The following is a 26,148-nucleotide window of genomic DNA, read 5'->3' as shown; positions in this document are numbered from 1 at the left end:
ATGGGGACGTTGGCGGCGGCCATCGTAGGCCCATACCGACGAGTTGGGGGCGCGATGCGAACGGGGAACCGGCGGCGGGGCTGGTGCCTGCACGCCGTGGTTGCTTTATCACTGACCGTGGCGGGGTGCAGCGGCCAGGCGATCCCGGGCACCCCCGTTCCGCCGTCGGCGCCACCGGTGGTGGTGGCCGTCGCACCGGACGGCGGGCAGCCGATCAACCCGACCACGCCGATCACGGTCACCGCGACGGCCGGGACGCTGTCCGAGGTGACCGTGACGAACGCGGCCACCGGCCGCCAGGTACCGGGCACGCTGTCCGCCGATCGGACGTCGTGGCGGTCCTCCCAGCCGCTGGAGTACGCGACGAGCTACCGCGTCGCCGCCAAGGCGAAGAACGCGATCGGGCGGTCCACCGAGAAGGACGCGACGGTGACCACGCTGACCCCGGCCAAGCGCGCCTACGCGAACGTCGTCCCCGGCCCGAACGTGGTGCAGGCCACCGGCATCGGCGTCGGCCAGCCCATGGTGTTCCAGTTCACCGCGCCGGTGGCGAACAAGGCCGAGGTGGTGAAGCACCTGGAGGCCACCACGGACCCGCCGCAGCCCGGGGCCTGGTACTGGGTGGACGACAGGAACGTGCACTACCGGGCGCAGAGTTACTGGCAGCCCGGCACCACCATCCGCATCACCGCGCACGTGTTCGGACTGGACATGGGCAACGGCGTCTACGGCGCGGAGGACAACACCGCCACCTACAAGGTGCACGACGCGTGGATCGCCAAGGCCGACGGCCGAACCGAGCAACTGCAGATCTTCGACAACGGCCAGATGGTCAAGGCCATGCCGATGAGCCTGGGCGCACCGGGTTTCCCCACCCACGAGGGGCCGCACGTCATCTCGGACAAGCAGCCGTCGATCATCATGGATTCCTGCAGCTACGGCGTCTGCCCGGGACAGCCCGGCTACTACCGGGAGAAGGTCGACCTCGACCTGCGGATCTCCAACGACGGCGAGTTCGTGCACTCCGCGCCGTGGTCGGTCGGCCAGCAGGGCAACAGCAACGTCTCGCACGGCTGCGTCAACCTCAGCCCGGACAACGCCCAGTGGTTCTTCGACCACTTCGGCATCGGCGACGTGGTGGAGATCACCAACTCCGGCGGCCAGCCGTTGCCGGTGTGGGACACCTACGGCGACTGGGAGGTTCCCTGGGACCAGTGGCAGGCCGGCGTCGGCCAGGCCAAGTAGCGCCACGCGGACCAGCAGCGATCCGCCGGTCGGCTTCGTCGTCCGCATCGGCGAGCGCTTCGCCAAGCTCGCCTTCGCCGCCACCGGCCCGTTCGCCGACCACAGCTCCTGAAACTGGTCTCCGGAGCCGGACGCGCTGTGCCTCAATCGGTGACGATCTTGGTGCCGAGGAACTCGCATCTGAAGATCGGCCCGATGTCGCGGCTGAGCCGGAGGGAATCCTGCACCGCCGTGCGGTAGTTGATGCCGCGCACGTCGCCGAGCAGCGGGATGCGACCGGGCGGGTGCGGAATGCCAGTGGTGTCCAAAGGGCTCCTTCTCCCCGGGTTGGGAACCGGTCTCCGGGTGCGCGCGGCCGCCGGGGCTCTCGGCGGCGCACCGGGCCGATACCTGGCCCGGTTAGCCTGGTCCTGCCTGCCAGGTTCGGGTGAGCACGAGTTCGTAGGTGTGCCGGTGGGCACGTTCGGTGGCGAGGACCGCGACGGCGTCGGCGATGTCGGCGAGTTCGGCGGATCTGGCCGCCGCGTCGGGCGCGCCGATCGTGCCGTCCACCACGAGCAGGGCGACGTGCACGCCGAACTCGCGCAGTTCCTCCGCGGCGGCGTGGGTGAGCGCCCGGGTGGCGAACGCGCCGGCCGACCATGGCCCGCGCCCGGCGGTGGCGCGCCGGCTCGATCCGCCGGTGACCTGTACCAGGGTGCCACCGCCCGCGCCGCGCAGCGCGGCGCCTGCCTGCGCGAGGAACACGAACGCCTGCTCCGCCGCGACCACCGCCCAGGCGCGGAAGGTCGCCAGGTCCGCACCGGCGATCGGCCCGCCACCGAACGGCACGTCGCCCGCCGGCCGGTCCGGCCGGGCCGCGTTGACCACCAGGTGTAACCCGCCCTGCCGGGCACGGGCCGCGGCGAGGACTTCGGCCAGCTCCGCCGGGTCGGACGCGTCGGCGCGGACCGCGGTGGCGCCGAGGGCGCGGGTGGCCCGCAGCGTGTCGTCGCTGCGGGCCACCGCGGTGACTTGCCACCCTTCCTGGACCAGCCGGCCGACGACGGCGCCGCCGAGGTTGCGCGCGCCCAGCACCACGGCGCTACGCGCCTCGCGTGCGCTCATGGCCGCACGAACGACTTCCGCCAGAACCACCGGGTCGGCCCGCCGACCAGCCCGGCGTCGTCCAGGAAGTCGACCACCTTGGCGCCGGCCCACCGCAAGGTGTCCCGATAGGACGGATTGGTCAGCGCGGCCCGGCGGGCCTGCCGGGGGTCCAGGCCCACGGCCCGGTACACATCCGGATGGATCAGGCTGTGCGTGATCACGTGCGCGCCGCGCGCGGTCATCAGCCGGTGGTAGGTCAGCGCGGGCCCGCGACAGTGGACCATCTGCCGCACCAGTTCCTCCCTGGCGTAGCGGACGTGCCTGGCCTCCTCGATGACGTGGATGCGGTTCACCGTGCGCACCAACGGCTGCACCGAGTCGTCCACCATGGACTCCCGCTGGAACCGGTCGAGGATCTCCTCGGCGAGCAGGATGCCGGCCCACATCGCCGGGCCGCTGGCGATCCCGGCGAGCAGCTGGGCCAGCACCTCGTCGACGCGGCGCGGCCGGTAGCACGGGCAGCCCATCCGCTCGATCATCCGGGCGAACATGGTGGAGTGCCGGCACTCGTCGGCGATCTCGGTGAGCGCGTACTGCACGTGCCTGCTGCGCGGGTCCTTCGCGTACACGTGGCGCAGCAGCATCTGCATGAGCAGCAGTTCGAACCAGATACCCATGCTGGCGGTGCTGGCGAGTTCGTGTTTGGACAGTTCCACCCGCTGCCGGTGGTCGAGCCGGTGCCACAAATCGGTGCCGTACAGCGACAGCCGGTGCGGCGGCACGTAGAACAGGTCCTCGTCCAGCGGCGCGGCCCAGTCCACGTCGACCTCGGGATCGAAGGAGTTCCTCACCGACGCATGCAGCAGGCGCTCGGCGACCTTCTCCCGGTCCCCGTGCAGCGTGCCCGTCATCGGTTGGCCACCATGTCGGCGACGGCCCCGGTGGAGCGGACTTCGATGCCCCGCAACATCTCGATGCAGTTCTCTCGCAACGACCGCTGGGCCACCGGGTTGAGCATGTCGGCGAGCAGCGGGATGCCGATCTCGAACTCAACGGTGAGCCGCACGGTGCTGTGCGTGGCGTCGACTGCCTCGACGGTCCACTCCCCGTCGAAGACCTCCATGTCGCCGGAAAGCTGGTGGAACCGCATGACCATCCGGCCCGGGTCGAGGGTCTCCCTCTCCTCCCATTCCAGGATGGAGCCCTTGAGCGTGACCGACCACGCGGTGCGCCGGGTCGTCTCGCTTTCCTCGTCGAGGATGCTGGCCGAGCGCACGCTCCGCATGGATTCCGGGTAGCGCTCGACGTCGGTGACGACGTGCCAGACCGCCTCGGCGGGCGCGTTGATCTGCATGTCCAACGTGACCTGTGGCATATCGGGTTACTCGTCCTTCTTCCATTCGCGGGGCAGGAATCCTTCCTCGCCGACCGCCTCGATGAGCTGCAGCCATTCGCGCGCGGTGGCCAGGGACGGGAAGTACCCCTCGGGTACCAGCGGGTCGGGCAGGTCGCCGACGAGCGCGCGCACCTGCTTGACCAGTCGTTCGGTGCGGGCGAGCAGTTCGTCGGCGGAGTCGTCCCGCCGTCCGGCGACGAGCAGCCGGCACTCCTCGCCCAGCGGGTGGTCGGTCAGCCGGTCCAGCGCCCACGAGGCCCGCATGCGCTGCACCGGCAGCGGGCGCTCGTGGAACAGCACCAGGTTCAGCACCACCGCGCAGCTCTGCCCCACCACCCGGGCGTTGCGGCGGACCAGCCCGTCCTGGCCCTCGGAGAGCGCGCCGCGCATGTCCTCCACCAGCGCGGCCACCGGCAGCCCCATCCACCAGGTCGCCTGCCCCCGGCACCAGGCGTACCGCCGGGCGTCCACGTCGATCGTCTTCACGAGCCAGCCACCTCCGGGAACGTCAGCTCGGCCACGGTGACCCCGCGGTCCCAGTCCAGTCGCAGCAGCCCGCGCTCGTACAGCCGCAGGCACAGGCTCGTCTGCTCCGCGGTGCAGCGGCCGCCCGGGAAGCTCACCCGGTCCGGTCCGGTGGCCGGTGCCTCGCCGATCTCGCACAGGCCGCGCCAGGCGTGGGCCTCGCCGGAGTCCAGTTGCCACAGGCCGCCGACGTCCGGGGCGACCAGCAGGTCCTCGTGGTTGACGCGGTGTAGCAGCAGGCCGTCATGGATCCAGCGCAGCGCGGGGCGCAGCTGGTCGGCGTCCAGGTCGAGGCCGGTGAGCCGCTCACACCAGGCGATGGCCTCCGCGACGAACGCGGGATCGTCGACGGGCTCGGGCAGCACGGCGAAGTCCTGGTGGCCGGCGCGCAGGTCGGGCACCTCCGTCAACCGCTCCGCCAACCACTTGTCCCCGGTGAACGGCACGCCGCTGGCGGCGAGGGTGGCGTGTAGCGCCTCCTCCACCGCCGAGCGGGCGTTCACCGCGGCGGCGAGCCACCGCCCGGCCCGCGCCGCGAGTTGCGCGACGCAGGCGGATTCCCGCATGCGTTCCGCGTACTCCCGGACCACCAGGTCGCGGGCGACCTCGAGATGGTCGCGGCCGCCCGACGGCGCCAGCGGCGGCCCGTCGAGGTGCAGCCCGAACGCGATCCGGTGCAGCAGCTTCAACTGCTGCTCCTCCTCGACGCTGCCCAGCGCCCCGGCGATCGGCGCCGTGCTGGCCAGCGCGCGGTCGGCCAGGGCGAACACCGCGTCGATGTCGCGGTGCGCGCGGGTCCACACGTCCACCCGCAGCGACTTCACCCAGTGCTGTAGCGGCATCAGCGAGGTGTCGGTGCTTCGGCCGCACACCACCACGTCGAAGTCGGACAGCCGGTTGCCCAGCCCGAAGCTGAGCGAGCCGCCGGCGATCACGCTGTCGCCGGGCTCGCGCAGGTAACCGACCACCTCCAGGACGTCGGCGATGCCGACATCGTGGAACTTCCGCAGCCGGTGCTCCACGGTTTCCCTGCGGTCGGTCTCCAGCCGTGTTGCCACATAGTCTCCTTCGGATGTCATTCGTCGGGCGCGGCTTCGGTGATCTCGACGGTCCCCTGGCCGCCGTCGACGGTGAGCGTCATGCCGGTGCGCACCCGGGTGGTCAGGTCGGGGATCTGCACCACCGTGGGCACGCCCAGCTCGCGGGCGACGATGGCCACGTGGCTCAGCGGGCTGCCGCGTTCGATGACCAGTGCGGCGGCCGACGGCAGCACGCCCACCCATCCGGGGTCGGTGCGGTAGGTGACCACGATCTTCGAGCCGACCTCGCGCGGGTTGTCCACCACCCGGGCCTCACCTGTGACGACACCGGGGCTGCACGGAGTGCCGCGCAGCCGGGTGCCGCCGTCGCCGGCCGGGTCGGCCGGCACGTCGGGGCGAAGTTCGCCCCAGTACACGCTGCCGCGGGTGGTGAACCGGGGCGGCGGCGCGGGTCGCATGCGCTGCTTGTCCCGCTGCCGGCGGCGCAGCCCGGCCAGCGGGCGCAACTCGCGGTGGGCGATGGTGCCGGCGAAGGCGTCGCGCAGTTCCTCCAGGCGCAGGAAGAACACGTCGGTGGGGTCAGCCAGCGCGCCCGCCCGGTGCAACCCCTCGCCGATGGCCCGGAACATCCGGCGGGCGATGCCGAACGCGCGGGTGCGGGCGAACCGGACGCGCTCCCGCTCCCGCAGCGCGTCCCGCACCCGGCGGCGGACCCGGTCATACACCGCCCGCCGCCAGCCGCCCAGGTGGTCGTCCAGATAGGACTCTCCACCGTCCGTGGTGGATGGTCGGGCAGTGTTTTCGTTGACCGCGTCCTTGAGCATGCCGAACAACTGCACCGGGTCGTCCCGCAGGTCGGGCTCCTCCAGCTTCAGCTCGTTGGCGTTGCGGTAGCCGAAGTCGTCCAGGTAGCGGTCCAGCTCGCGGCGCAGCCAGGCGGCGGGCTCGCCGGTGGCCTCGGTGAGCCACCGTTGCAGGCCTTCCGCGGGTAGCTCGCGCACCACCGGGCCGAGGTCCGGGTCGGCGTGCACGGTGCGGGCGATCTCCGCCAGCCGCCGGGCGGGCTGGGTGGACTCGACGTCGTCCTCGCCCACCTTGACCACCTGCCAGCGCACCCACTCCGGCATGTCCGGGAGCCAGCGGTTGGTCAGCAGGTGCAGCACCCCGTAGCTCAGGCAGATCACGTGGTCCAGCACGGCGGTGCCGCCCCACCGGGACAGCAGCGCCCGCTCCACCTCCAGGTAGTGCCGGTACACCTGCTCGGGGCGCAGTTCGGTGTAGTCGACGGCGTCGTAGCGGGCATACACCGCGTGGAAGTCGCGGAGAAACCGCTCCACCAGGCGGTGCACGGTGAGCGCCGCCCAGCCGAACCGGACGGCGACGCGCAGCCGGACGATCGCCTCCTGCGCGGGCCAGCGGCACTCCAGCGGATGAGTGCCGGCGGCGAGTTCGGCGGACGGCTCGCGGACACCCGTGGCGGCGGCCAGGATCCTGGCGTTGAGCCGGTACGCGGGCAGCAGGCGGATGACCTTGTACCAGTTCAGCACGTTGTAGTACACCCGGCCGTCGAAGTAGCCGAGCATGTTGGCCAGCCACGAGTCCATCCGGTCGAGCTGGGCGCGGGGCACGCCGAGCAGCGCGCAGTAGTCCCGGTACACCCGGTGGTAGGAGTGCCGGGCGAAGCTGAACGTCAGCGGGGCGGTGACCGCACCGAAGCTCTCCACGATGTTGGAGTTGTCCCACAGCCGGATCTCGGCGTCCGGGTCCGGCGCGATGTTGGTGATCGGCCGGCTCTGCAGCACCCACAGCCGCCCGTCCGCGAAGGCCCACTCGACGTCCTGCGGGCCGCCGAACAGTGCCTCGATCCGCGCGGCGGCGCCGCGCAGCGTGTCGAGCTGTCCGGCGGACAGCGACAGCCGGTCCCGCTGGGCGGGGTCGACGTCAGCGGTGACGCATCCCGAGCCGGCCGGGTGGACGTCCATCCGTTCGGTCTTCTGCCCGACGACGGTGTCCTTGACCGTGCCGCTGGCCCGGTCGACGGTCACCGTGTCGGCGTCCGCGGCGCCGGACACCAGGCCCTCACCCAGTCCGTACACGGAGCTGATCAGTGCCTCGTCGGTGCGGCCGGTCAGCGGGTTGGCGGTGAACAGCACCCCGCTCACCTCGGCGGGCACCATCGCCTGCAACACCACCGCCATGTCCACCGGATTGGTCGGCAGGTCGTGCATCAGCCGGTAGGTCAGCGACCGGGCCGAGTACGCCGAGGTCCAGCACAGCTTGACCTTCTCCAGCACCTCGGCGAGTCCCACCACGTTGAGGTACGAGGCGTGCTGGCCGGCGAAGGAGTGCTGGGCGCTGTCCTCGTCGCCTGCCGAGGACCGCACGGCGAGCGGCCGGTCGCCGAGATGCCGGTGCGCCTGTTCGATCGCGGCCACGCTGGTCGGGTCGAGTTCGGTGGCCGCGAACGACTCCGCGATCCGCGCGGCCACCTCGTCGGCGGTGTCCAGGCTCAGCTCGGCGACCGCGCGGGCGATCCGCTCGCCGAGCCCGGTGGCCGAGCGGAACGCGGCGAACACGTCGGTGCCGACGGCCGCCCAGGGCGGCACGGCCAGACCAGCGCGGGTGAGCCGGTACAGGTTGTGCCCCTTGCCGCCGGCGAATCGGGCGACCGGCCCGGGTTCGCTCCGCGCGGTCAACACGTCGGCTTCGGTGGCCCGGGTCATCCGGTCCGCCCGCCGTCCGCCGCGGCCGCGTATGCCGGCTCGGCCACGGTGGCTCCGGCAACGTCCACCGAGGCGCGGAAGATCCGCACGTCGCCTTGCCGAATCTCCGCGGTGACCGTGCCGACGGGTGCGCCGCCGGACGTCGCGGTCCGCGCGCTGGCGGTGATCCGCAGCGGCAGGTCCAGCTCGGCCATGGCGGTGAACTGGGCGTCGATGCCGGCGACGGACAGCGCCTCGGGCGGCAATCCGACGGCCTCGGCCACGGCCACCATCGCGGACTGCCGCGCCGCCTCCATCAACACCATGCCCGGCACGTGGTCCTGCTCGTGCTCGAACATGCCGTGGTTGCCCGGGTTGACCACCACACCGGCGGCGAACCGACCGTCCCGGCAGTCCACGTCCGCCAGGACCACGTTGCGGTCGCAGTCCCGGCCGACGCTGCGCGCCGGAACCGGCGTGCCCCAGACGGGCGCCGCTCCGATCTCGTCGGGCATCCCCTGGCGGGCCCGCGACTCCGCACGCATCTGCGCCCATTGCGCCGGCCCGACCCAGTACAGCGCCACGCGTGCCGTGCCGATCGGCTCACCGTCCGGAGTGGACATTGAGTAGCCCAGGTGCATGCCGGCCACTCGACCCGCTCGCTCCCAGCTCCGCTCCACCCGGCAGTTGATCGACACGCGGATCGGCCGGGGCCGCGCGGCGAACAGGATCTCCGGGCACAGGTGCATCTGGTAGCCGCGGATGATGAACCGCCGGTCGGTGGGCAGCCCGAGGTGGCGGTGGATCACCGCGTACCCGGCCTGCCGGCATGCCTCCAGCAGCGGCATCAGCTCGAAGCGCAGCGCGGGGGTGGTGGTGTCGCTGTAGTACGAGTGCGCGGTGGGCAGTTCGGCGGCCACCAGGAACTCCTCTGTGGACAGTGACGCGCTGTCGGTGACCATCACCTCCTCGATGCCGGCCTTGTGCACGGTGCGGCGGGCGATGGCCTGGCCGTAGTGCAGCGTCGGCGGCGCGGGCCGCTCGCCGGGCCGGGCCGCGGGGCGCGGGACGGCGGGGACGCGGTCCGCCGCGGGGTCGCGCCGCTGCCACTGGTCGGGCGACACCGTGGTGAGGATCGGCGTGCCCGGGTCCGAGGTGATCGCGAGGTGCGAGCCGAGCACGATGTCATCCCATGGCGGCACGGTCAGCCCGGCGCGCGCGGCCAGCGCGCGGAGTTCCGTCCAGCGCACCGGCAGCCCGTTCTCCGCCGCGTTCAGCGCGGCGAGCAGTTCGGCGGCCGCCGGGGATGCGGCGGCGTTGCCCAGCAGGTCCGTCATCCGCCGCAGCACACCGCGCAGCCGCAGGTCGTGCGCGGACGACTGGCGGTACAACCGGGTGACGTAGCGCTGGGCGTCCGGGTAGCGGTCCACTCCGGACAGCAGGGCGCGGTAGATGCGGCGGCGTGCCGGACCGTCGAACAGGATGCCCAGCTCCCGCACCAGGTCGGCCGGTTCGTCCGCGGCGTGCACGAAGTTCAGCAGGAAGTTGTCGCCGCCGAGCCGGTGTCGCAACTGCCACGGCTGCCGGCGAGCCGGATCGGCGGGCCCCTTGAGGTTGCTCAACCGCACGGTGGCCGGCACCGGGTCCTCGGGCAGCCGCGCGACGACGAACAGCGAATCCCCGGCGGCGGCGATGAGGTCGCAGAGATCCCGGCGCTCCCGGGTGGCCACGTTCCACTGGAAGTGCCACAGGGCGCGGGTCTGGTGCGGGTTGATCCGGACCCGTTCGGCGGCGACGACCACACCCTGCTCGCGGAGCCATTCGAGGGCCACGTCGGCGCGTCGGGCCACCATCGACTCTGGCTTGAGCAGCAGCGTGGCGTGCCGCCGCAGCACGTGGTCGATCTCCTCTGCCGGTAATGCGCGCAGGTCCTCCCAACTGTCCCGGAAGTAGCTGTCCACGGCGAAGAACACGCGCTTCTCGGGCACCGCGGAAAGCGTTTCCGGGATCGGCGGCGCGTGTTCCGCGCCCAGCCGGGCACCAGCCGGTTCCGCCGTGGCCGGCGGATGCACCAGGTATCGGGTCATGTGGTCACCCATTCTCGTCGTCGCTGGGGTTGGCGTTTCCTTCTCAGCCCGCGGTCCGCGCGCGCCGCTCCTCGACCATGCGCAGCACCAGGTCCTGCACCGCACCGACGGTCGTGATCTCGGCGACCTCGTTGTCCGGGACGGTGGGCAGTTCGAAGGCGTTCTCCAGCATGTTCACCAGTTCCAGCAGGCTGAGCGAGTCGTAGCCGAGGTCGTCGGTCAACGTCGTGGTCTCGGCGACCTGCTCGACCTCGACCGGGGCGGCGTCGATGACCAGCGAGCGGACCTGGTCGCGGACGGTGCTGACGGACTGCATACGTCATCTCCAATCGAAAGGGGTGTACGGAGAAAGGGGTGGCCGACGGTCAGGCGGTGGTCGCCGACCGCCACGCAACGGGTTCCATCGCGGCGAGTCGTGGATTCACGTCCGCCCAGTAGCGGACGGCCGCGGGAATACAGTTCCGCACGTCGCGGATGTGGTGGGTGCGGTCCAGGGAAATGGTGGACTCGGTGTACGGCTCGAACACGCTGAGCAGGTCGATCATGTCGTTCTGCCGGCGGGAGAGGTGCTGCCGGGAGAACGGCAGGAAGAACCGGTTCCACCGCTCCGGCGAGATGACCCTCGGCGACGTGATGGGGCCGCGACCGCGAGCGGCGCGCCACTCGTTCAGGGTGGCCACCATGATGTCGACAGCGTCGCTGACCTCCGGCGCGTCCTCCCCGCCGGCGAGCACGTACACCCTGCCGTCGTGCGCCTCGGGCGAGAGGACGGCGTCGACCACAATGCGCGCCAGGTCGTCCACCGGGGTCAGGTCGAACCGGGCGCCGTCCCCCGCCGCGATGGCCGGCACCGTGCTGGTCGCGATGCCGCGCAGGATGGTGTACATCCCGGAGAACCGGGCCGCCCTGCCGTCCCGGCGCCGCCCGATGATCAGCGGTGGGCGCACCACGGTGAGCCGGGGAAACAGTTCGCTGGCCAACCGTTCGGCGTGCGCCTTGGACCACTCGTAGGCGTTGCGGTAGTCGGCCGGGTCGGTGGACAAGACGTCCCCTCGGTGCCCGGCGGCGTAGGCAGTGGAGACCTGGACGACGTGGGTGTCGGGCGAGACCAGCGGCGCCAATGCGTCCACTGTGGCCACGTTGGCCCGGTAGGACTCCGCCACCGGCAGCGACCATCGCACGTCCGCGGCGGTGTTGACGATCACGTCCCAGGGCCCGGCCAGTTCGTCCGGCACCGGCTCGGCGCCGATGTGCCAGCGCACCACGTCGCGGTGGGTGGTGGAGCCGCGGCGGCTGACCCCGCGCACCGCAAGTCCGGGCCGACCGCGCAACTGGTCCAGCACCTCGAAACCGACCAGGCCGGTCGCGCCGGTGACCAGCACCCGGCGGGCGGACATTGACGATGCCATGCGGTTCACCCCATTCCCCTGGTCCCGACGAGCGCGGCGACCACGACGCCGAGTTGGCCCAGCAACGCCGCGAGAGTTGCCCGGCCGGCGAGCCGGGGCCGGGCGGCCCACAGCAGCGTGAGCAGCGCGGGCGCGGCGGCCAGCAGGACCAGTGCGGGCGCGACCCGGCCGGGCACCACGAGCCGCTGCACCGCCGCGATGACCGCCGACTCGGCGAGCAGCACCGCGCCCAGCACCAGGCACGCCCGCCGCGGCCCGAGCGCGGCCGCGTAGGAGCGGCCGGCGCCGCCCGGTTCCGGCACGAGCTTGCGCGCCAGGTCGAACACGGCCGACACGAGCAGCCCGAGCGCGGCGAGCCCGCCGGCCACCGCCCAGGGCAGCGGCTCGCCTCCCGCGCCGGTCTGCGCCATCCACAGGCAGGCCAGCGCGGACACCGGCATGCTGGCCACCGGTTGCCGCACCGAATGGCCGGCGATCCGCTCGCCCAGGAAGAAGTCCTTGGCCACCAAGGCGATCCAGGCCATCGTGCTGGCCCACCACGCGCCGACCGGGCCCACGCCGTGGTCCGCCCACAGGCAGGCGAGCACCTGCACCGCCACGGCGACGCCGGCGACCACCCTGAGGTCGGCGAGGCTGACCACGCCCCGCTGCACCGCCCGGTCGGGATGGGCGATCCGGTCCCGCACGAAGTCCTTGTGCTCGTCGAACACTCGGACCATCAGGTAGAAGGCCAGGGCGCCCAGGGCGGTGGCGAGGTCGGTGGCCGAGGCCGGCAGCGCACCGGGATGCGTGGCGGCCCGGCCGAGGAGCATCACCGCCGCGTACGCCACGAGCACCACGGCGGCGGTGGTCGGCGGGAAGCGTTCGGCGGCCCAGATGGCCAACCGGATCGGCAGCGCCGCTCGCGGCCGGATCGCGGCCGGCGGCGCCGGGTTCGGGGTCACCGGAAGCCACCTTCCGTGTCGCGAGCACCGGATTGCCCCGGCTTGACACGCATCAGGACGCCACCTCCGGGAGGTAGTCCACGGCCGCCGCCAGCGCCCCGTCCAGCGCGTCCACCGCGCGCCGCAGTTCCGCCTCGGTGGTCACCATGGGCGGCAGCAGCCGGATGGTCCGCGAGGCGCTCAGGCAGGGCGAGACGAGCAGCCCGTGCTCGGCGAGGTCGGTGAGCACCGAACCGGCGACCGCGGGCGTGGGAAAGTCGATGCCCCACAACAGTCCCTGCCCGCGCAGCCCGGAGACGACCAGCGGATGCCGGTCGGCCAGCCCGCGCAGTTCTCGCTCCACCCGATCGGCCACGGCAGCGCCCCGCCCGGCGAGGTCGTCGATGGCGCGCAGCGCGGCGGTGCCGGCCGCGCAGGCCAGCGGGTGACCACCGAACGTGGCGCTGTGGAAGGTGGGGTCGGCGGTCAGCGGCCCGTACAGCTCGGGCGTGGCCACCACGGCGGACAGCGGCACCACGCCACCGCCGAGCGGCTTGCCGAACAGCACCGCGTCCGGCTGCCAGCCCCGGGCCAGCGCGAGCGAGAACTCTCCGCAGCGGCGCAGCCCCACCTGGATCTCGTCGCTGATGACGAAGGCGCCGGCCGCGTGGGCGTCCGCTGCCCAGCCCGCCACGATGTCGGCGTCTAGCGGCCGCACGCCGTTCTCGCCCTGGATCGGCTCCACGATCAGCGCCGCGACGTCCCCGGCGGCCGCCTCGCGGGCCACCGCGCCGCGGTCGGTGGGCGCGATGTGGGTGACCGGTGCCAGCGCGCTCTCCAGCCCCTGCCGGAAGGCCGGGGACCAGGTCAGCGCCAGCGCGCCCAGCGTCTTGCCGTGAAAGGCGCCCTCGACGGCGAGGACGCGCGGCCGGCCGGTGCCGCGCCTGGCCAGCTTCACCGCGGCCTCCACCGCGTCGGCACCGTCGCTGCCCAGCCACACCCGCTGCAGCCGAGGACCGCACCGGGCGAGCAGCTCGTCCACGAACCCGGTCACCGCCGGATTGGCCAGCGCCCTGGTCGCGGTGGGCATCCTGGCAAGCTGCTCGGCGACCGCGTCCACCACGGGGCCGTGCCGATGGCCGAGCAGGGCCACCGCGTAGGAACCGAAGTCCACCAGTTCCCGGCCGTCCGACAGGCGCACGGTCGCGCCATCCGCGGCGACCTCGTACGCGCCATGCCCGATCATCTTGTACCCGAGCGCCAAACCGGGCGAAAGATGACGCCGAACGGTCCCCAAGACATCGGCAGTCGCCGCCGTTGTGCGTTTCACGTTGTCCTTACGCTCCCCTCGGTCAGCCCCTTTCGCCGACCACGGTGGCCGGTTCGAGTCGCCCCTTCAACGCGCGAGTCGGGACATCGACCGGCGCCCGGTGACACGTTTCGGCTCACCGTGCAGCTCAGGACCGACAGCGCGTTACCCGCGCATGACGATCATCACAGTGCCTTATTCAGGCGTCCACGAAAACAGGAAATCGCATTCCGGCAGCACCCGCGACTCATTCGGAAGTTCGCGTCATCCAGCGACCCGTAGGGTCGCCGCTCGCCGCACGTGTCCGTGAGTGTTAAGGAATGGCTATGTTTGACACGCCTGACTTGACCGCGCCGCCACCGCGGCGCGCACGGGAATCGTCAGTACGGCTGAATGTATTCGTGCGGAGTAGTGAATGCGGGATGCGCTACCGCGCGGAAATCAGGTCCCAGGCCCAGAGCGCGAGTGAGATACGCATGACCGCGTGGCCGTCGTCCAGGTCGCGGCCGAGGATCTTCTCGATCTCGACCAGCCGCCGGTACAGGGTGCGCCGCACGATGCGCAGCCGCTGCGCGGTGACGGTCTTGGAGCAGCGGTTGGCGATGTAGGCGCGCAGGGTGGGCAGCAGCGGCTGGCCGCCACGGGTGTCGTGCTCCAGCAACGGACCGATCTCGTCCCGCACGAAGTGGTACAGCTCGGCGCTGCTGTTGAGCCGTTCGAACAGCAGCTCCAGCCGGAACTGCTCGACCGGGTAGACGCCGGGGGCCCGCTGCGCCCCGTAGTGGGCCAGCCGGGTGGCGGCGTCGAAGGCGTGCGGCAGCACCGGGAAGTCGGCCAGGCAGGTGGCCACGGCGGCGCCGAGCCCGTGCTGGCGGTGCAGCCGGTTCAGCGCGTCCTCGGCCACCAGCGCCAGGCGCTCCCGGTCGCCGACGCCGAACAGGGCGACCGTGGTCTCGGCGGTGCCACCGCAGAGCGCTGTGCCGCCGTGGTTGCCGGCCGCCGCGGTGAGGCAGTCCACGATCGCCGGCCACTCCGGCGGCTCGGTGACGCCCTCGGCGGAGGTCATCGGCACCACGACCACCGCGGCGAGCTGCCGACCGGCCAGGTTGGCGCCCAGCTCCCGGGCGCGGCGGGCGAACTCGCGCTCGTTGGCCCGCCGCCCGGAGACCAGGTCCGCCACCAGGTTGCGCTGCGCCTGCAGGGACAGCCGTTGGTCACGCTGGCGGAGCAGCAGAGTGGTGGCCAACGCCGCCACCGCACGGTCCAGGGCCATCATGTCGACCTCGTCGAAGGGGCGGTCCGTGGCCAGCAGGTGCAGCGAGCCGTGCGGCACGCCGCGCAGGCTCAGCGGTAGCCACAGGCAGTGTCGGTCCGGATCGGCGGTGCTCGCCTCGGCCTTGCCCGGCTCCGCCATGGCCGCGCAGGCGTGATCGTGCTCGCGGAACACGTGGTCGTCGAGTTCGGCCGGGCGGCGGGTTTCCACGGCCCGGCCGAACTCGTCGAACAGCACCAGCGGCCGGTTCACCAACGCGGCCAGCCGGTCGAGGATGTCCATCGGGCGCGTGCCGCAGCCGCACACGGTGAGGTCGGTGAATGCCGTCCCGATCCGTTGCATCCGGTTCAGCCGGGCCTGCTGATCGGCCAGCACGGCCCGGTCGACTTCCCGGGCCAACTCGATGACCGCGGCGTTGTTCGGCAGCGCCAGCAGGGGTAATCGTCGTTTTTCCGCTTCGGCGAGGCAGGCCAGTGGGAGCCGATCTCGGCCCGGTCCGACGGGTATCGCCACACCGGCCAGTCCGACATCGTCCCATTGTGCGACAACCTGCGCGATTTCGCCCTCGACGGAACGGCTCAGTGGATTCTGTAGCAACAGGAGTTCACCGCCCAGCAGTGGACCCGCATCGCCAGGAACCGGTGCGACGACCGAGCATCGGATGCGCCGCCGCCGGCCGGAGGACCCCGCCACCAGCGAAACGCCCGCGATCCGAAACGTGCTCAGCGCTGGAACGTCCTGAACCGTGAAAGTCATGCCGGCGATTGTGTCATACCGCCGATCTAGTTAATCACGCAGGCATCTCGCCAGAGAGCTTGCCGGCCCCATTTCGGGAGCGGGATGTGGTCATGGCCGTACGCACCGCACATCCGGCATTGCCGCGATCGGCGGAATGCAAACATCAAGGAAACCCAAAACGCCGAGAACACCGCGGGTGCCCGGCCGCACGGTCCGCCGCCGGGCAGCGGCGGGCCGCAGCGGGGTGGGCGGGTACACCGCGCGGGAACTTACCCGCCGCCGGCGCCGACCAGTCGACGAGCCGGCGGCCACGCGCCACTGCGCCCAGGCGTGTCAAGAGGCTGGGTGATCCTCACCGCATCGCCCCCGATCGTCCACATCGGACACTTCAGGAACCGTCAGGTCGGCCGCCGCGGGCATCGAGCCAGCCGCGTCCGGCGCGCACCGGCGCAGCAGTTCGAGCCCGATCTCGGCGCGGCGCACCCGTTCCCGGGACAGCGCCACCGCGGACGGGGTGAGGTGCGTTCCGTTGCGAACAGGCTCACCTCGACCTGGCGGGCGGCCGCGGCGCGGGCCATGGCGTCCAGTTCCCGCCCGGTGAGCAGCATCCCGCCGCTGCCCTAGGACACCCGGTGCACCAGCACACCGCGCGCGTCCGCCTCGTCGAGCACCGCATCCAGCGCTTCGGGGCCCTCGACACTGGGGATCTCCACCCGGAACTGGGCGCCGTCCGGGAACCGCTTCGTGCTCGTGGGCGCCTCGCTCGGGTCGCCGCCGGGCAGTCCCAGCGAGCGCAGGAAGCTCCTCGTTCGTTCCAAGTCCTTCTCCGGATGTACGAGATTTCAGACGATATTCGAGATTCTGGCCATGACACTGGGTTCGCGGTCGATCGCAGGTCAACCTGGGTGGTCAGCCGGTGAGATTTCCCGCGAACGGCCGCGCCCCCGGCCGAAGGTGGAACAGCGCACCGGCCGCCGGCTCCGGAGCGGAGACGCCGGCCCGGGCGGTGGTCATGAACAGTGAGCAGTGGTCCGGCCCGCCGAAGGCGCACGCGGTGACCTGGCGAAACCCGGTACTTGGCTCAGCCGGCCAGCGTGGGCAGGTAGTCGGCGAACCGCTCATCGACCTGCTCGGCGGTGAGCCCGAAGTCGGCGAGCCGGTAGCGGTGCGCCGGCCGGGTCGCGCCCGAGGTGCTCTCCGCGTGCAGCGCGCGCATCGCGTGCCGCGCCTCGCCGGTCAGCGGCAGCCCGAAGTACGCGTAGATCGCCTCCACGGTGCCCAGCGGATCGGCGACGAAGTCCTCGTAGCGCACGTCGAAGAACTGCGCCGGGTTCAGCCGGGCCCGGTCCTCGGTGAACGTCGCCAGGCCGCGCGCCCACAGCTCGAGCTGGTCCCGGCCGATCACCGCGCCACGGAAGGTCTCCGACCAGCCCTCGGTGGCCTGCGCGGCCAGGCTGCACACCGAGGCGATCGCGGTGCGCGGCGATCGGTGCGTCTGGATCACCAGGGCGTCCGGGTAGACGGCGAAGAGGGCGTCCAGCGCGAACAGGTGGCTGGGGTTCTTCAGCACCCACCGGCGATCGGCGTCCGGCAGGCCGATGAGCTGGAGGTTGCGCCGGTGCCTGCGGTAGGCCTCGGCCCAGTCCTGCCCGGCCAGCCACGCGGAGTAGGTGGGCAGGTGGGCCAGGCACTCGTAGGAGATCGACCGCATCGACTGGCGCAGCAACTGCCAGCATTCCTCGACCGCCTCGGCGGACATGTGGTGCACGCCCATGAACTCCGGATGGTTCACGTGGTGCTGCTCGTAGCCGGCCTGGATGCGTTGGAACACCGGATTGTCCGCCCAGCTCTCGCGCGGCGGCCGGGGTTGCGGCACCTCGGTCAGCCACACCTCCAGGCCCTGGTGCGCCGGGTCGGCGGCGAGCAGCCGGTGCAGCGCGGTGGTGCCGGTACGGGGCAGCCCGGTGACGAAGATCGGGCGCTCGATGCGCACGTCGGCGTGCTCCGGGTACTGCTTCCACGCCGCCTCACTGAGCAGCCGGGCCACCAGCGCGCCGCGCAGGAACGCCCGCTTCACCTTGTTGCCCGGTGGAGTCAGCCCGGCGTCCCGCGCGTAGGACTCCAGCAGCACGGCCAGCCCGTCGCGGTAGTGGTCCGTGCCGAAGTCGTCCAGCCCGGTGATCCTGGTGGCCGAGGCGTGCAGGTCGTCCACGGTGCCGACGCTGTCCCTACCGGTGCCCATCGTGCAGTTCCTTCCACGCGAGTCCGCGCGCCCACGATCCCGTCGGCAGGGCACAGCTCGCGTGCGCCACCGACATGCTGCGAAGGGGTGCCCTGCCTTCGGGATCGTGCGGCCTGGCGGCCGGAGCGCGCTCTGTGGTCGCTTCGGTGCCGCGAGCTGGCACGATCATGGAGACTCCTCAGTGGTGGAACTCGCCGCCGTTGACGTCGAGGCAGTGACCGGTGATCGCGCGGGCCAGGTCGGAGGCGAGGAACACCACGGCGTCGGCGATCTCCTCCGCTTCCGGCAGCCTGCGCAGGTCGATGGTGGCCGCGGTCTCCTCGTAGACCTGCCGGGGCGGCACGCCGCGCTCGCTGGCGAGGTAGTCGAAGTACCACTTCAGTGAATCGGCCCAGATGTAGCCGGGGGCCACCGAGTTGACCCGGATGCCGCGCGGACCGAGTTCGGTGGACAGGCTCTGCGCGAGCGCGAGCAGGCTGGCCTTGCTCATCTTGTACGCGCCGAAGGTGCGCCGGGAGTGCCGCAGCACCGACGAGTTGATCATCACGACGGAGCCGCCGGCTTCTTCCAGCGCCGGGCTGAACAGCCGGGTCAGCCGCAGCGCGGCCAGCACGTTGGTCTCGAAGGCCTGCCGGATGCGGTCCAGGTCGGCGTCGGCCAGGTCGGTCAGCGGCGGGATCGCGAAGGCGTTGTTGACCAGGGTGTCCACCCGGCCGAACGCCTTGAGGCCGGCCTGGACCAGGTGGGCGGCCGCGTCGTCGTCGGTGATGTCGGTGGGCACGGTGACCGCGCGCCGGCCGAGTTCGGTGACCTCCTTGGCCACCTCGGTCAGCCGGGACTCGGTGCGCGCGGCGAGCACGACGTCCGCCCCGGCCAGCGCGCTGCGCACGGCGATGGCCCGGCCCAGCCCCGGGCCGACCCCGGAGACCACGACGACCCTGTCGTGCAGGAGCGCGTTCATCCCAGCATCCGGGTGGCGACCGCGGCCTGCCGCTCGGCGATCCGGGCGGCGTACTCCTCCGGCGTGATCCGCGCCTGCTCGTAGTACGGCAGCCGCCGGGGCAACTCGGCGAGGTCCATCACCTCGACCTCCGGCCCGTCCGCCGGCTTGAGTTCGCGGGACAGCCGCTGCCAGCGGATCTGCAGGTAGCCGCGGCGGTGACCGGTGCGCTCCAGCCAGTTCGTCACGCCGGGGTTCCGCTCGCTGATCACGTAGCGGATCTTCCCGTCCGGGTCGATGCGGGCCTGGTCCGCGGTGAGGCTGGTCTGGTGGTTGATGTAGTCCAGCGACAGGTACCACATGCTGCCCAGTTGGAAGCCCTGGTACGGCGCGTCCGACGCGGGCACGGTCACCACCATGACCTGCTCGTCGTCCAGGTCGTAGTGGCCGACCGAGGAGAACTGGGTGGCCAGCCCGCCGGGCGTGGGCCGCGGCTCGGTCATCGTGTTCACCGGCAGCCTGAGGTAGAACCACTCGGGAAAGGCGAGGAACGTCTTCAGCCGGCTGATCAGGATCTTGCCGGCCACGCCGTAGCGCTTGGTCAGCGTGTCGCGGGCCAGCGGGGGAGGGGCGGCGCCCACCCGGTCCGCGCGGTGGATGCGGATCATGCCGCGCCGCTCGGTGGACCAGTCGCTGTAGACCTCGCGGACGATGAGCATGGCCGAACCCCTGCCGAGCGGGAAGTAGTTCGGCCCGACACCCGACTTCTCCGGGCCGAAACGGACCTGGAAGCCGCCGTCCTCGGCGATCTCCAGGGTGCGGTCGTCGAACGCGGACAGGCTGTCCGGCACGTCCACCGGGGAGTAGTCGCCGTTCAGCACCTGGAAACTGAGGTCGCGGGTGGTGCCGCGCTTCCCGGTCACCACGTACTCCGCGTCGTCCCGCAGGTGGGCGTGGAAGTACAGGGTGTCCGGGTTGTCCAGGCCCATCTTGGTGTACGGGCCGGTGGACTGCACGAAGAACGGGAAGTCCCGCTCGTACGCCCAGGCCATCTGGATCGACGCGCGGATGCTGCCGGCGAGGTAGTCGTAGCCCTCGACGAGGTCCTGCTCGCCCTGGACGTGCGGCGCGCTGGTGATGATCTTCTCGGCCTCGGCGATCGCGTCGGCGAATGGCTGGGTCAGCACCAGGCCAGACTAGAACTTGTTCTACGTGGTGGTCAACGCCGGACTATTCCGCGGCCGGCTGCGTCGCGGGTTCGACCCACCGGTTGGCGGTCAACTGGAAGCTGGGCACGTCGTCCAGCGAGAGCGTGGCCTCGTAGGTGCGCCGGTAGCCGGTCTTGCTGATCCGCCACCGGCCGTCGTCGCAGCGAACGTAGCTGTCCTCGTAGAACGCGGCGCCGCGGAGCAGCATCCGGTGCTCGGTGATGATCACCGTGTCGTCCAGGTGCCAGATCCCGGCGGCGCGGTCGCCGTCCACCTCGATCTCCGGGTGGTGGCAGTGGTGCACGGTGATGATCGCCGGTCCGAGCATCTCCCGCATGAACGCCACCACCTCGTCCCGGCTGCCGAAGGAGAGGTTCTCCCCGTAGCTCGCGGTGACGTCCGGGGTGAGCGTGTCGGCGAAGTCGTCCCACCGCTTGAGGTCCAGGTTCCGCAGGTAGCGGTACTTGAGTTGGCGGATCTCCTCGATGGTCACCAGGTCCACCGCTCGTCCCTCCCTCGGTCGGGGGAATACCTGCGGGTCAGCTTCCTCCCGGCTTGACCATCGTGCAAGAACCCGTTCTACTTTCGCTCCGAGTGAAGGGCGGGATTCGACCGTGACCGCGACCTATGAACTGAGCCATCTGCGGATGCTCGAAGCCGAGGCCGTGCACATCTTCCGCGAGGTGGCGGCCACCTTCGAACGGCCGGTGCTGCTCTTCTCCGGCGGCAAGGACTCCGTGGTGATGCTGCACGTCGCCGCCAGGGCGTTCTGGCCGGCGCCGCTGCCGTTCCCGGTGCTGCACGTGGACACCGGGCACAACTTCGACGAGGTCGTCGAGTTCCGCGACCGGACGGTGCGGCGGCTCGGCGTGCGGCTGGTCGTCGCGCGCGTGCAGGACGACATCGACGCCGGCCGGGTGGTGGAGGAGACCGGGCCGAAGGCGAGCCGCAACCGGCTGCAGACCACCACCCTGCTGCGGGCCATCGAGACGCACGGCTTCGACGCGGTGTTCGGTGGTGCCCGGCGGGACGAGGAGAAGGCGCGGGCCAAGGAGCGGGTGTTCAGCTTCCGCGACTCCTTCGGCCAGTGGGACCCCCGCAACCAGCGGCCCGAGCTGTGGAACCTGTACAACGGCCGGCACCGCAGGGGCGAGCACATCCGCGTCTTCCCGCTGTCCAACTGGACCGAACTGGACATCTGGCAGTACATCCGGGACGAACGCATCGAACTCCCGCCGCTCTACTACGCGCACCGGCGGCCGGTGTTCGAGCGGGACGGCATGCTGCTCGCGCACACCCGGTTCGTCACCCTCGCCGAGGGCGAGCGGCCGTTCGATGCCCTGGTGCGATTCCGCACCGTCGGCGACGCCACCTGCACCGGCTGCGTGGAGTCCACCGCCGCCACCCCGGACGAGGTGGTCGCCGAGATCGCCAGCACGCGGATCACCGAGCGCGGCGCCACCCGCGCCGACGACCGCATCTCTGAGGCGGGCATGGAGGACCGGAAGAAGGAAGGCTACTTCTGATGGGCCAGTTGCTTCGCCTCGCCACCGCGGGCGGCGTGGACGACGGAAAGTCCACTTTGATCGGACGGCTACTGTACGACTCGAAGGCGCTGTTCGAGGACCAGCTGGCCGCGGTGGAGCGGACCAGCCGGGACCGCGGCGAGGACTACCCGAACCTGGCGCTGCTCACCGACGGGTTGCGCGCCGAGCGCGAGCAGGGCATCACCATCGACGTGGCGCACCGCTACTTCGCCACACCACGGCGGAAGTTCATCATCGCCGACACCCCGGGCCACATCCAGTACACCCGCAACATGGTCACCGGGGCGTCCACCGCCGACCTGGCGCTGGTCCTCGTCGACGCGCGCCGGGGCGTGGTCGAGCAGTCCCGGCGGCACGCGTTCCTGGCCAGCCTGCTCGGCATCCAGCACCTCGTGCTGTGCGTGAACAAGATGGACCTGGTCGGCTGGTCCGAGCAGCGGTTCGCGGAGATCCGCGAGGAGTTCCGCCGGTTCGCCATGAAGCTGAACGTGCCGGACCTGACCTTCGTGCCGATCTCCGCGCTGCACGGGGACAACGTGGTGCACCGGACCACGAACATGCCGTGGTACGAGGGCACCTCGTTGCTGCACCACCTGGAGGAGGTGCACGTCGCCTCGGACGGCAACCTCATCGACGCCCGCCTCCCGGTGCAGTACGTCGTCCGCGGCCGGGACTTCCGCGGCTACGCGGGCACGGTGGCCGGCGGGGTGTTCAAGCCGGGCGACGAGGTGGTGGTGCTGCCCTCCGGGTTCACCTCGACGGTGTCCGCCATCCACGCGCCCGGCGGCGAGCCGGTTGACGAGGCGTTCCCGCCGCAGGCGGTCACCGTGCGGCTGGCCGACGACCTCGACGTCGGCCGCGGCGACCTGATCTGCCGGCGGGGCAACCGGCCGCACGTCGGCCAGGACGTCGACGCCATGGTCTGCTGGCTCACCGAGCGGTCCACGCTCACCCCCGGCAGCCGGTACGTCGTCCAGCACACCACCCGCAGCACCCGGGCCGTGGTGCGGGACGTCGACTACCGGCTGGACGTCAACACGCTGCACCGCGACACGTCCGCGCACTCGTTGTCGCTCAACGAGATCGGCCGCATCCGGCTGCGCACCCAGCAGCAGTTACTGTTCGACTCCTACCGCCGGAACCGCACCACCGGCAGCTTCATCCTCGTCGACGAGGCCACCAACAACACCGTGGCCGCCGGCATGATCATCGGCCCGGTGCTGCCCGCGGCGAACGTCGTCTGGCACGCGGCCGCGGTCGGCCGGGACGACCGGGCCACCCGAGGGCTGACCGTGTGGTTGACCGGGCTGTCCGCGTCGGGCAAGTCCAGCGTCGCGGTCGAGGTGGAGCGGCGGCTGGTCGCCGCTGGCCGGCCCGCCTACCTGCTGGACGGCGACAACCTGCGGCACGGCCTGAACGCGGATCTCGGTTTCTCGGCCGCCGACCGGGCGGAGAACGTGCGCCGGACGGGTGAGGTGGCGAAGCTCCTCGCTGACGCCGGAGTGGTGGCGGTAGTATCGCTGATCAGCCCTTACCGGGCCGACCGTGATCGAGTGCGGGCGGCGCACCAGGCCGCCGGCCTGCCGTTCGTGGAGGTCTTCGTCGACACGCCGATCGAGGTCTGCGAGGCCCGCGACCCGAAGGGCATGTACGCCCGGGCGCGGGCCGGTGAGATCACCGGATTCACCGGGGTGGACGACCCCTACGAGGCGCCGCGCTCGGCCGAGGTGGTGCTCCGTCCCGAGGACGGGGACCCGGCGACGATGGCCGGCCGCGTGCTCGCCTTTCTCGACCGGTGAACGCCGCTGACACCCGTCTTGCCGCGCGACTCGCCGAGGGGGCCGGGCGGTTGCTGCTCGCCCTGCGTGCCGAGTGGACCGGCGACGATCCGAAGCTGCTCGGCCGGCGCGGCGACGCGGCGTCGAACGCGTTCCTGCTGGAGCGGCTGGCCGAGGAGCGGCCCGGCGACGCGGTGCTCTCCGAGGAGTCCGCGGACGACCCGGCCCGGCTGGCGGCGGACCGGGTGTGGATCGTGGACCCGCTCGACGGGACGCGCGAGTTCGGCATCCCCGGCCGGGCCGACTGGGCGGTGCATGTCGCGCTGTGGCAGTCCGGGCGCGGCCTCACCGCCGCCGCGGTCGCCCAGCCCGCCCGTGGTGAGGTCTACACCGGCGAGGGCGCCCCGTGGCGGGCCGGCGGCGCACCACGGGACCGGCCGCGGCTGCTGGTCAGCGACACCCGGCCACCCGCGTTCATCGGCGCGCTCGCCGCGGACGTCGGCGGCGAGGTGCACACCATGGGCTCGGCCGGCGCCAAGGCCATGGCGGTGCTGCGCGGCGAGGCCGACGCCTACGTGCACGCGGGCGGCCAGTACGAGTGGGACTCCGCCGCGCCGGTCGGCGTCGCGCTCGCCGCCGGGCTGCATGCGTCCCGCATCGACGGCGCACCGCTGCGCTACAACCAGCCCCGACCGTACCTGCCGGACCTGCTGATCTGCCGGCCCGACCTGGCCGAGCGGCTACTCGCCGCGCTCCGCACGGTTTAGGCCGTGCTGCCGCCGACCGAGCCGTGCGGCATGTGCTCGGCCGGGACGGTGCCCAGCCGGCCGGCCTGGTAGTCCTCGAACGCCTGGATCACCTCGGCGCGGGTGTTCATCACGAACGGCCCGGCCCAGGCGACCGGCTCTCGGATCGGCGCGCCACCGAGCAGGACCACGTCCAGGTTCGGGCTGCGGGACTCCTGGTGGGCCGCACCGCCGAGGGTGATCGTGTCACCGCCCGGGCCGAACACGGTGAGTTGACCGGTGTGTACCGGCCGGCCCTCCACGCCCACCGTGCCGTTCCCGTTCAGCACGTAGGCCAGGGCGTTGAAGTCGCGCCGCCAGGGCAGCCGCAGCCGGGCGCCCGGGCTCAGCGTGGCGTGCAGCATGATCATCGGCGTGTGGGTGGACCCGGGACCGGTGTGCCCGGCGATCTCGCCGGCGATCACCCGCACCAGCGCCCCGCCATCGGCGCTGCTGAGCAGGGTCGACTCGTGGCCGCGCAGGTCCTGGTAGCGCGGGGGAGCGAACTTGAGCGTGCGCGGCAGGTTCACCCACAGCTGGAGCCCGTGGAACAGGCCGCCGGAGGTGACCAGCGCCTCGGGCGGCTTCTCGATGTGCAGGATGCCGCCGCCGGCCGTCATCCACTGGGTGTCGCCGTTGGTGATCACCCCGCCGCCGCCGTTGGAGTCGGCGTGCTCGAAGGTCCCGTCGATCATGTAGGTGACGGTCTCGAAGCCGCGGTGCGGGTGCCAGGCCGTGCCCCTGGGCTCGCCCGGTGCGTACTCGACCTCACCCATCTGGTCCATGTGGATGAACGGGTCGAGCAGCCGAAGGTCGACGCCGGCGAAGGCACGGCGGACCGGGAAGCCCTCACCCTCCAGGCCCGACGGGGCATCGGTCACCGAGGCGATCGGGCGCTCGGGGCTGCCCGCCGGCGGCTCGGGGATGCGGGCCAGGTCGGTCAGGTCGGCAACGGTCACGGCTGGCATCAGGCACCTCCACTGACTGGTTGAATGGTAAACAACGCCGCCGGGCGGTTTTCTTCCCGGACGGTGGTGTGGTGCCGCCGGACCTGGCGCCGTACCGCCTGCCGCTGGCCGGAACGGCTCGCCCACCTGGTGCGCGCGGGGACACGGCAGGGTGCGCAATCATCGGTACATGACCGCCCCGCCGGCCCTGGCGTTGGTGCACAGCCCGCTCGTCGGTCCGCTGACGTGGACCCCGACCGCGGCGCGGCTGCGGCGGCTTGGCTACCCCGTCGTGGTGCCCTCGCTGGCGGGTGTGGTCGCGGGCGGTCCGCCGTACCACGCCAGGCTCGCGAAAGCCGCGGCCCGGGCCGTGGACAGCGCCCATCCGGCAGGTCAGGTGGTGCTGGTCGCCCACAGCGCGGCGGGGGCGCTGCTGCCCGGCGTGGCCGACGCCCTGGCCGGCAGGGCGACCGCCGCCGTGTTCGTCGACGCGATGTTGCCGTACGCCGGCGCGAGCTGGTGGGACATCGCGCCCGTGGAGCAGCGCGCCGAACTGTCCCGCCTGGTCCGCGAGGGACGGCTGCCGCCGTGGAACGAATGGTTTCCGGCCAGCGCGGTGGCGGCGTTGCTGCCGCAGGCCGACCTGCGCGGCCGGTTCGTGGCGGAGCTTCCGGAGATCCCGCTGGACTACTTCGAGGAGGCGGCGCCGAGTGCCGCCGCGTGGCCGCCCGCGAGCGGCTGCGGCTACCTGCGGCTGAGCGAGCCGTACGAGGCCGCGGCGCGGCGGGCGGAGCAGCTTGGCTGGCTGGTCGACCGGTGGGATGCCGACCATCTGGCGATGCTGACCGAGCCGGAGAAGGCGGCCACCCTCATCGCCCGGATGGTGGAGGCCGTGGCCGCCGGCTGAACCCGGCGCGGCCCCGCACCCGCGCACCGGGCCGGCGGCCGGTTCGGTCCGCTCGACA

General features: G+C 72.0%; 23 protein-coding genes and 2 pseudogenes. 5 read left to right on the top strand and 20 right to left on the bottom strand.

Features of this window, described 5'->3' with window-relative positions:
* Positions 1–96: 96 nt before the first annotated feature.
* Positions 97–1,245: a L,D-transpeptidase gene (locus FFT21_RS06265; RefSeq protein WP_225978129.1), complete on the top strand. Its 1,149-nt coding sequence runs from the start codon at positions 97–99 to the stop codon at positions 1,243–1,245.
* A gap of 143 nt (positions 1,246–1,388) precedes the next feature.
* Here the strand turns inward: FFT21_RS06265 and FFT21_RS28765 are convergent, their stop codons facing one another.
* From FFT21_RS28765 to FFT21_RS06180, 19 genes and pseudogenes are all read right to left on the bottom strand, one after another.
* Positions 1,389–1,553 (bottom strand): hypothetical protein, encoded by a 165-nt coding sequence (locus tag FFT21_RS28765; protein ID WP_153816536.1) that lies wholly within the window; start codon positions 1,551–1,553, stop codon positions 1,389–1,391.
* 91 nt (positions 1,554–1,644) lie between these two features.
* Positions 1,645–2,352 carry an SDR family NAD(P)-dependent oxidoreductase gene (locus tag FFT21_RS06260; protein WP_137812815.1) on the bottom strand — a complete coding sequence of 236 codons (708 nt, stop codon included), beginning with the start codon at positions 2,350–2,352 and terminating at the stop codon, positions 1,645–1,647.
* Positions 2,349–3,245 (bottom strand): AurF N-oxygenase family protein, encoded by an 897-nt coding sequence (locus FFT21_RS06255; protein ID WP_137812814.1) that lies wholly within the window; start codon positions 3,243–3,245, stop codon positions 2,349–2,351. The genes FFT21_RS06260 and FFT21_RS06255 overlap by 4 nt, the downstream gene beginning before the upstream one ends.
* Positions 3,242–3,709 carry a type II toxin-antitoxin system RatA family toxin gene (locus tag FFT21_RS06250; protein WP_137812813.1) on the bottom strand — a complete coding sequence of 156 codons (468 nt, stop codon included), beginning with the start codon at positions 3,707–3,709 and terminating at the stop codon, positions 3,242–3,244. Before FFT21_RS06250 ends, FFT21_RS06255 begins: the two co-directional genes overlap by 4 nt.
* 6 nt (positions 3,710–3,715) lie before the next feature.
* On the bottom strand, positions 3,716–4,216 hold the full coding sequence (locus FFT21_RS06245; RefSeq protein WP_137812812.1) for a hypothetical protein: 501 nt from the start codon (positions 4,214–4,216) through the stop codon (positions 3,716–3,718).
* The gene (locus FFT21_RS06240; protein ID WP_137812811.1) at positions 4,213–5,313 is read right to left on the bottom strand and encodes a hypothetical protein; all 1,101 of its coding nucleotides are present in this window, start codon (positions 5,311–5,313) and stop codon (positions 4,213–4,215) included. The genes FFT21_RS06245 and FFT21_RS06240 overlap by 4 nt, the downstream gene beginning before the upstream one ends.
* Before the next feature lie 17 nt (positions 5,314–5,330).
* Complete coding sequence (locus FFT21_RS06235; protein ID WP_225978128.1) at positions 5,331–7,994, bottom strand: phosphoenolpyruvate synthase; 2,664 nt, start codon at positions 7,992–7,994, stop codon at positions 5,331–5,333.
* A gap of 20 nt (positions 7,995–8,014) precedes the next feature.
* Positions 8,015–10,084 carry an AfsA-related hotdog domain-containing protein gene (locus tag FFT21_RS06230; RefSeq protein ID WP_192909407.1) on the bottom strand — a complete coding sequence of 690 codons (2,070 nt, stop codon included), beginning with the start codon at positions 10,082–10,084 and terminating at the stop codon, positions 8,015–8,017.
* Positions 10,085–10,127: 43 nt separating this feature from the next.
* Positions 10,128–10,400 carry an acyl carrier protein gene (locus tag FFT21_RS06225; protein ID WP_137812808.1) on the bottom strand — a complete coding sequence of 91 codons (273 nt, stop codon included), beginning with the start codon at positions 10,398–10,400 and terminating at the stop codon, positions 10,128–10,130.
* Positions 10,401–10,449: 49 nt separating this feature from the next.
* Positions 10,450–11,493 (bottom strand): NAD-dependent epimerase/dehydratase family protein, encoded by a 1,044-nt coding sequence (locus FFT21_RS06220; protein WP_137812807.1) that lies wholly within the window; start codon positions 11,491–11,493, stop codon positions 10,450–10,452.
* 5 nt (positions 11,494–11,498) lie between these two features.
* Positions 11,499–12,437, bottom strand: a complete 939-nt coding sequence (locus tag FFT21_RS06215; RefSeq protein WP_137812806.1) for a UbiA prenyltransferase family protein — start codon at positions 12,435–12,437, stop codon at positions 11,499–11,501.
* Positions 12,438–12,489: 52 nt separating this feature from the next.
* Positions 12,490–13,662 carry an aspartate aminotransferase family protein gene (locus tag FFT21_RS06210; RefSeq protein WP_137812805.1) on the bottom strand — a complete coding sequence of 391 codons (1,173 nt, stop codon included), beginning with the start codon at positions 13,660–13,662 and terminating at the stop codon, positions 12,490–12,492.
* A 490-nt stretch (positions 13,663–14,152) separates the two neighbouring features.
* Positions 14,153–15,754, bottom strand: coding sequence for a PucR family transcriptional regulator (locus tag FFT21_RS06205; RefSeq protein ID WP_137812804.1), 1,602 nt, complete (start codon positions 15,752–15,754; stop codon positions 14,153–14,155).
* 315 nt (positions 15,755–16,069) lie between these two features.
* The gene (locus tag FFT21_RS29090) at positions 16,070–16,240 is read right to left on the bottom strand and encodes a hypothetical protein (protein ID WP_192909420.1); all 171 of its coding nucleotides are present in this window, start codon (positions 16,238–16,240) and stop codon (positions 16,070–16,072) included.
* Positions 16,241–16,266: 26 nt separating this feature from the next.
* A pseudogene (locus tag FFT21_RS06200) lies at positions 16,267–16,554 on the bottom strand (hypothetical protein); the annotation flags it as partial.
* 263 nt (positions 16,555–16,817) lie between these two features.
* The gene (locus tag FFT21_RS06195) at positions 16,818–17,978 is read right to left on the bottom strand and encodes a sulfotransferase family protein (protein ID WP_137812803.1); all 1,161 of its coding nucleotides are present in this window, start codon (positions 17,976–17,978) and stop codon (positions 16,818–16,820) included.
* A gap of 178 nt (positions 17,979–18,156) precedes the next feature.
* Positions 18,157–18,939 (bottom strand): SDR family oxidoreductase, encoded by a 783-nt coding sequence (locus FFT21_RS06190; RefSeq protein WP_137812802.1) that lies wholly within the window; start codon positions 18,937–18,939, stop codon positions 18,157–18,159.
* Positions 18,936–20,105 (bottom strand): DUF1214 domain-containing protein, encoded by a 1,170-nt coding sequence (locus FFT21_RS06185; protein WP_137812801.1) that lies wholly within the window; start codon positions 20,103–20,105, stop codon positions 18,936–18,938. Before FFT21_RS06185 ends, FFT21_RS06190 begins: the two co-directional genes overlap by 4 nt.
* 43 nt (positions 20,106–20,148) lie before the next feature.
* On the bottom strand, positions 20,149–20,628 hold the full coding sequence (locus tag FFT21_RS06180) for a nuclear transport factor 2 family protein (protein WP_137812800.1): 480 nt from the start codon (positions 20,626–20,628) through the stop codon (positions 20,149–20,151).
* Between the two features lie 55 nt (positions 20,629–20,683).
* On the opposite strand from FFT21_RS06180, the pseudogene cysD reads away from it, so the two are divergent.
* The 3 genes and pseudogenes from cysD to FFT21_RS06165 all read left to right on the top strand — a co-directional run.
* A pseudogene (gene cysD, locus FFT21_RS06175) lies at positions 20,684–21,652 on the top strand (sulfate adenylyltransferase subunit CysD); the annotation flags it as partial.
* On the top strand, positions 21,652–23,472 hold the full coding sequence (gene cysC / locus FFT21_RS06170; protein ID WP_137812798.1) for an adenylyl-sulfate kinase: 1,821 nt from the start codon (positions 21,652–21,654) through the stop codon (positions 23,470–23,472). The pseudogene cysD and the gene cysC, both read left to right, overlap by 1 nt.
* Entirely contained in the window at positions 23,469–24,218 is a 750-nt protein-coding gene (locus FFT21_RS06165; protein ID WP_137812797.1) for a 3'(2'),5'-bisphosphate nucleotidase CysQ, read from the top strand. Before cysC ends, FFT21_RS06165 begins: the two co-directional genes overlap by 4 nt.
* Here FFT21_RS06165 and FFT21_RS06160 read toward each other — a convergent pair.
* On the bottom strand, positions 24,215–25,204 hold the full coding sequence (locus FFT21_RS06160) for a pirin family protein (protein ID WP_137812796.1): 990 nt from the start codon (positions 25,202–25,204) through the stop codon (positions 24,215–24,217). The genes FFT21_RS06165 and FFT21_RS06160 overlap by 4 nt on opposite strands.
* 169 nt (positions 25,205–25,373) lie before the next feature.
* On the opposite strand from FFT21_RS06160, the gene FFT21_RS06155 reads away from it, so the two are divergent.
* Positions 25,374–26,090: a lipase family protein gene (locus FFT21_RS06155; RefSeq protein WP_137812795.1), complete on the top strand. Its 717-nt coding sequence runs from the start codon at positions 25,374–25,376 to the stop codon at positions 26,088–26,090.
* Positions 26,091–26,148: the final 58 nt, after the last annotated feature.

This window comes from Gandjariella thermophila, assembly GCF_005405885.1.
GTDB classification, from domain to species: Bacteria; Actinomycetota; Actinomycetes; order Mycobacteriales; family Pseudonocardiaceae; genus Gandjariella; species Gandjariella thermophila.
Note: the sequence above shows the minus strand (reverse complement) of the source record. Positions and strands in the feature narration are given on the sequence as shown.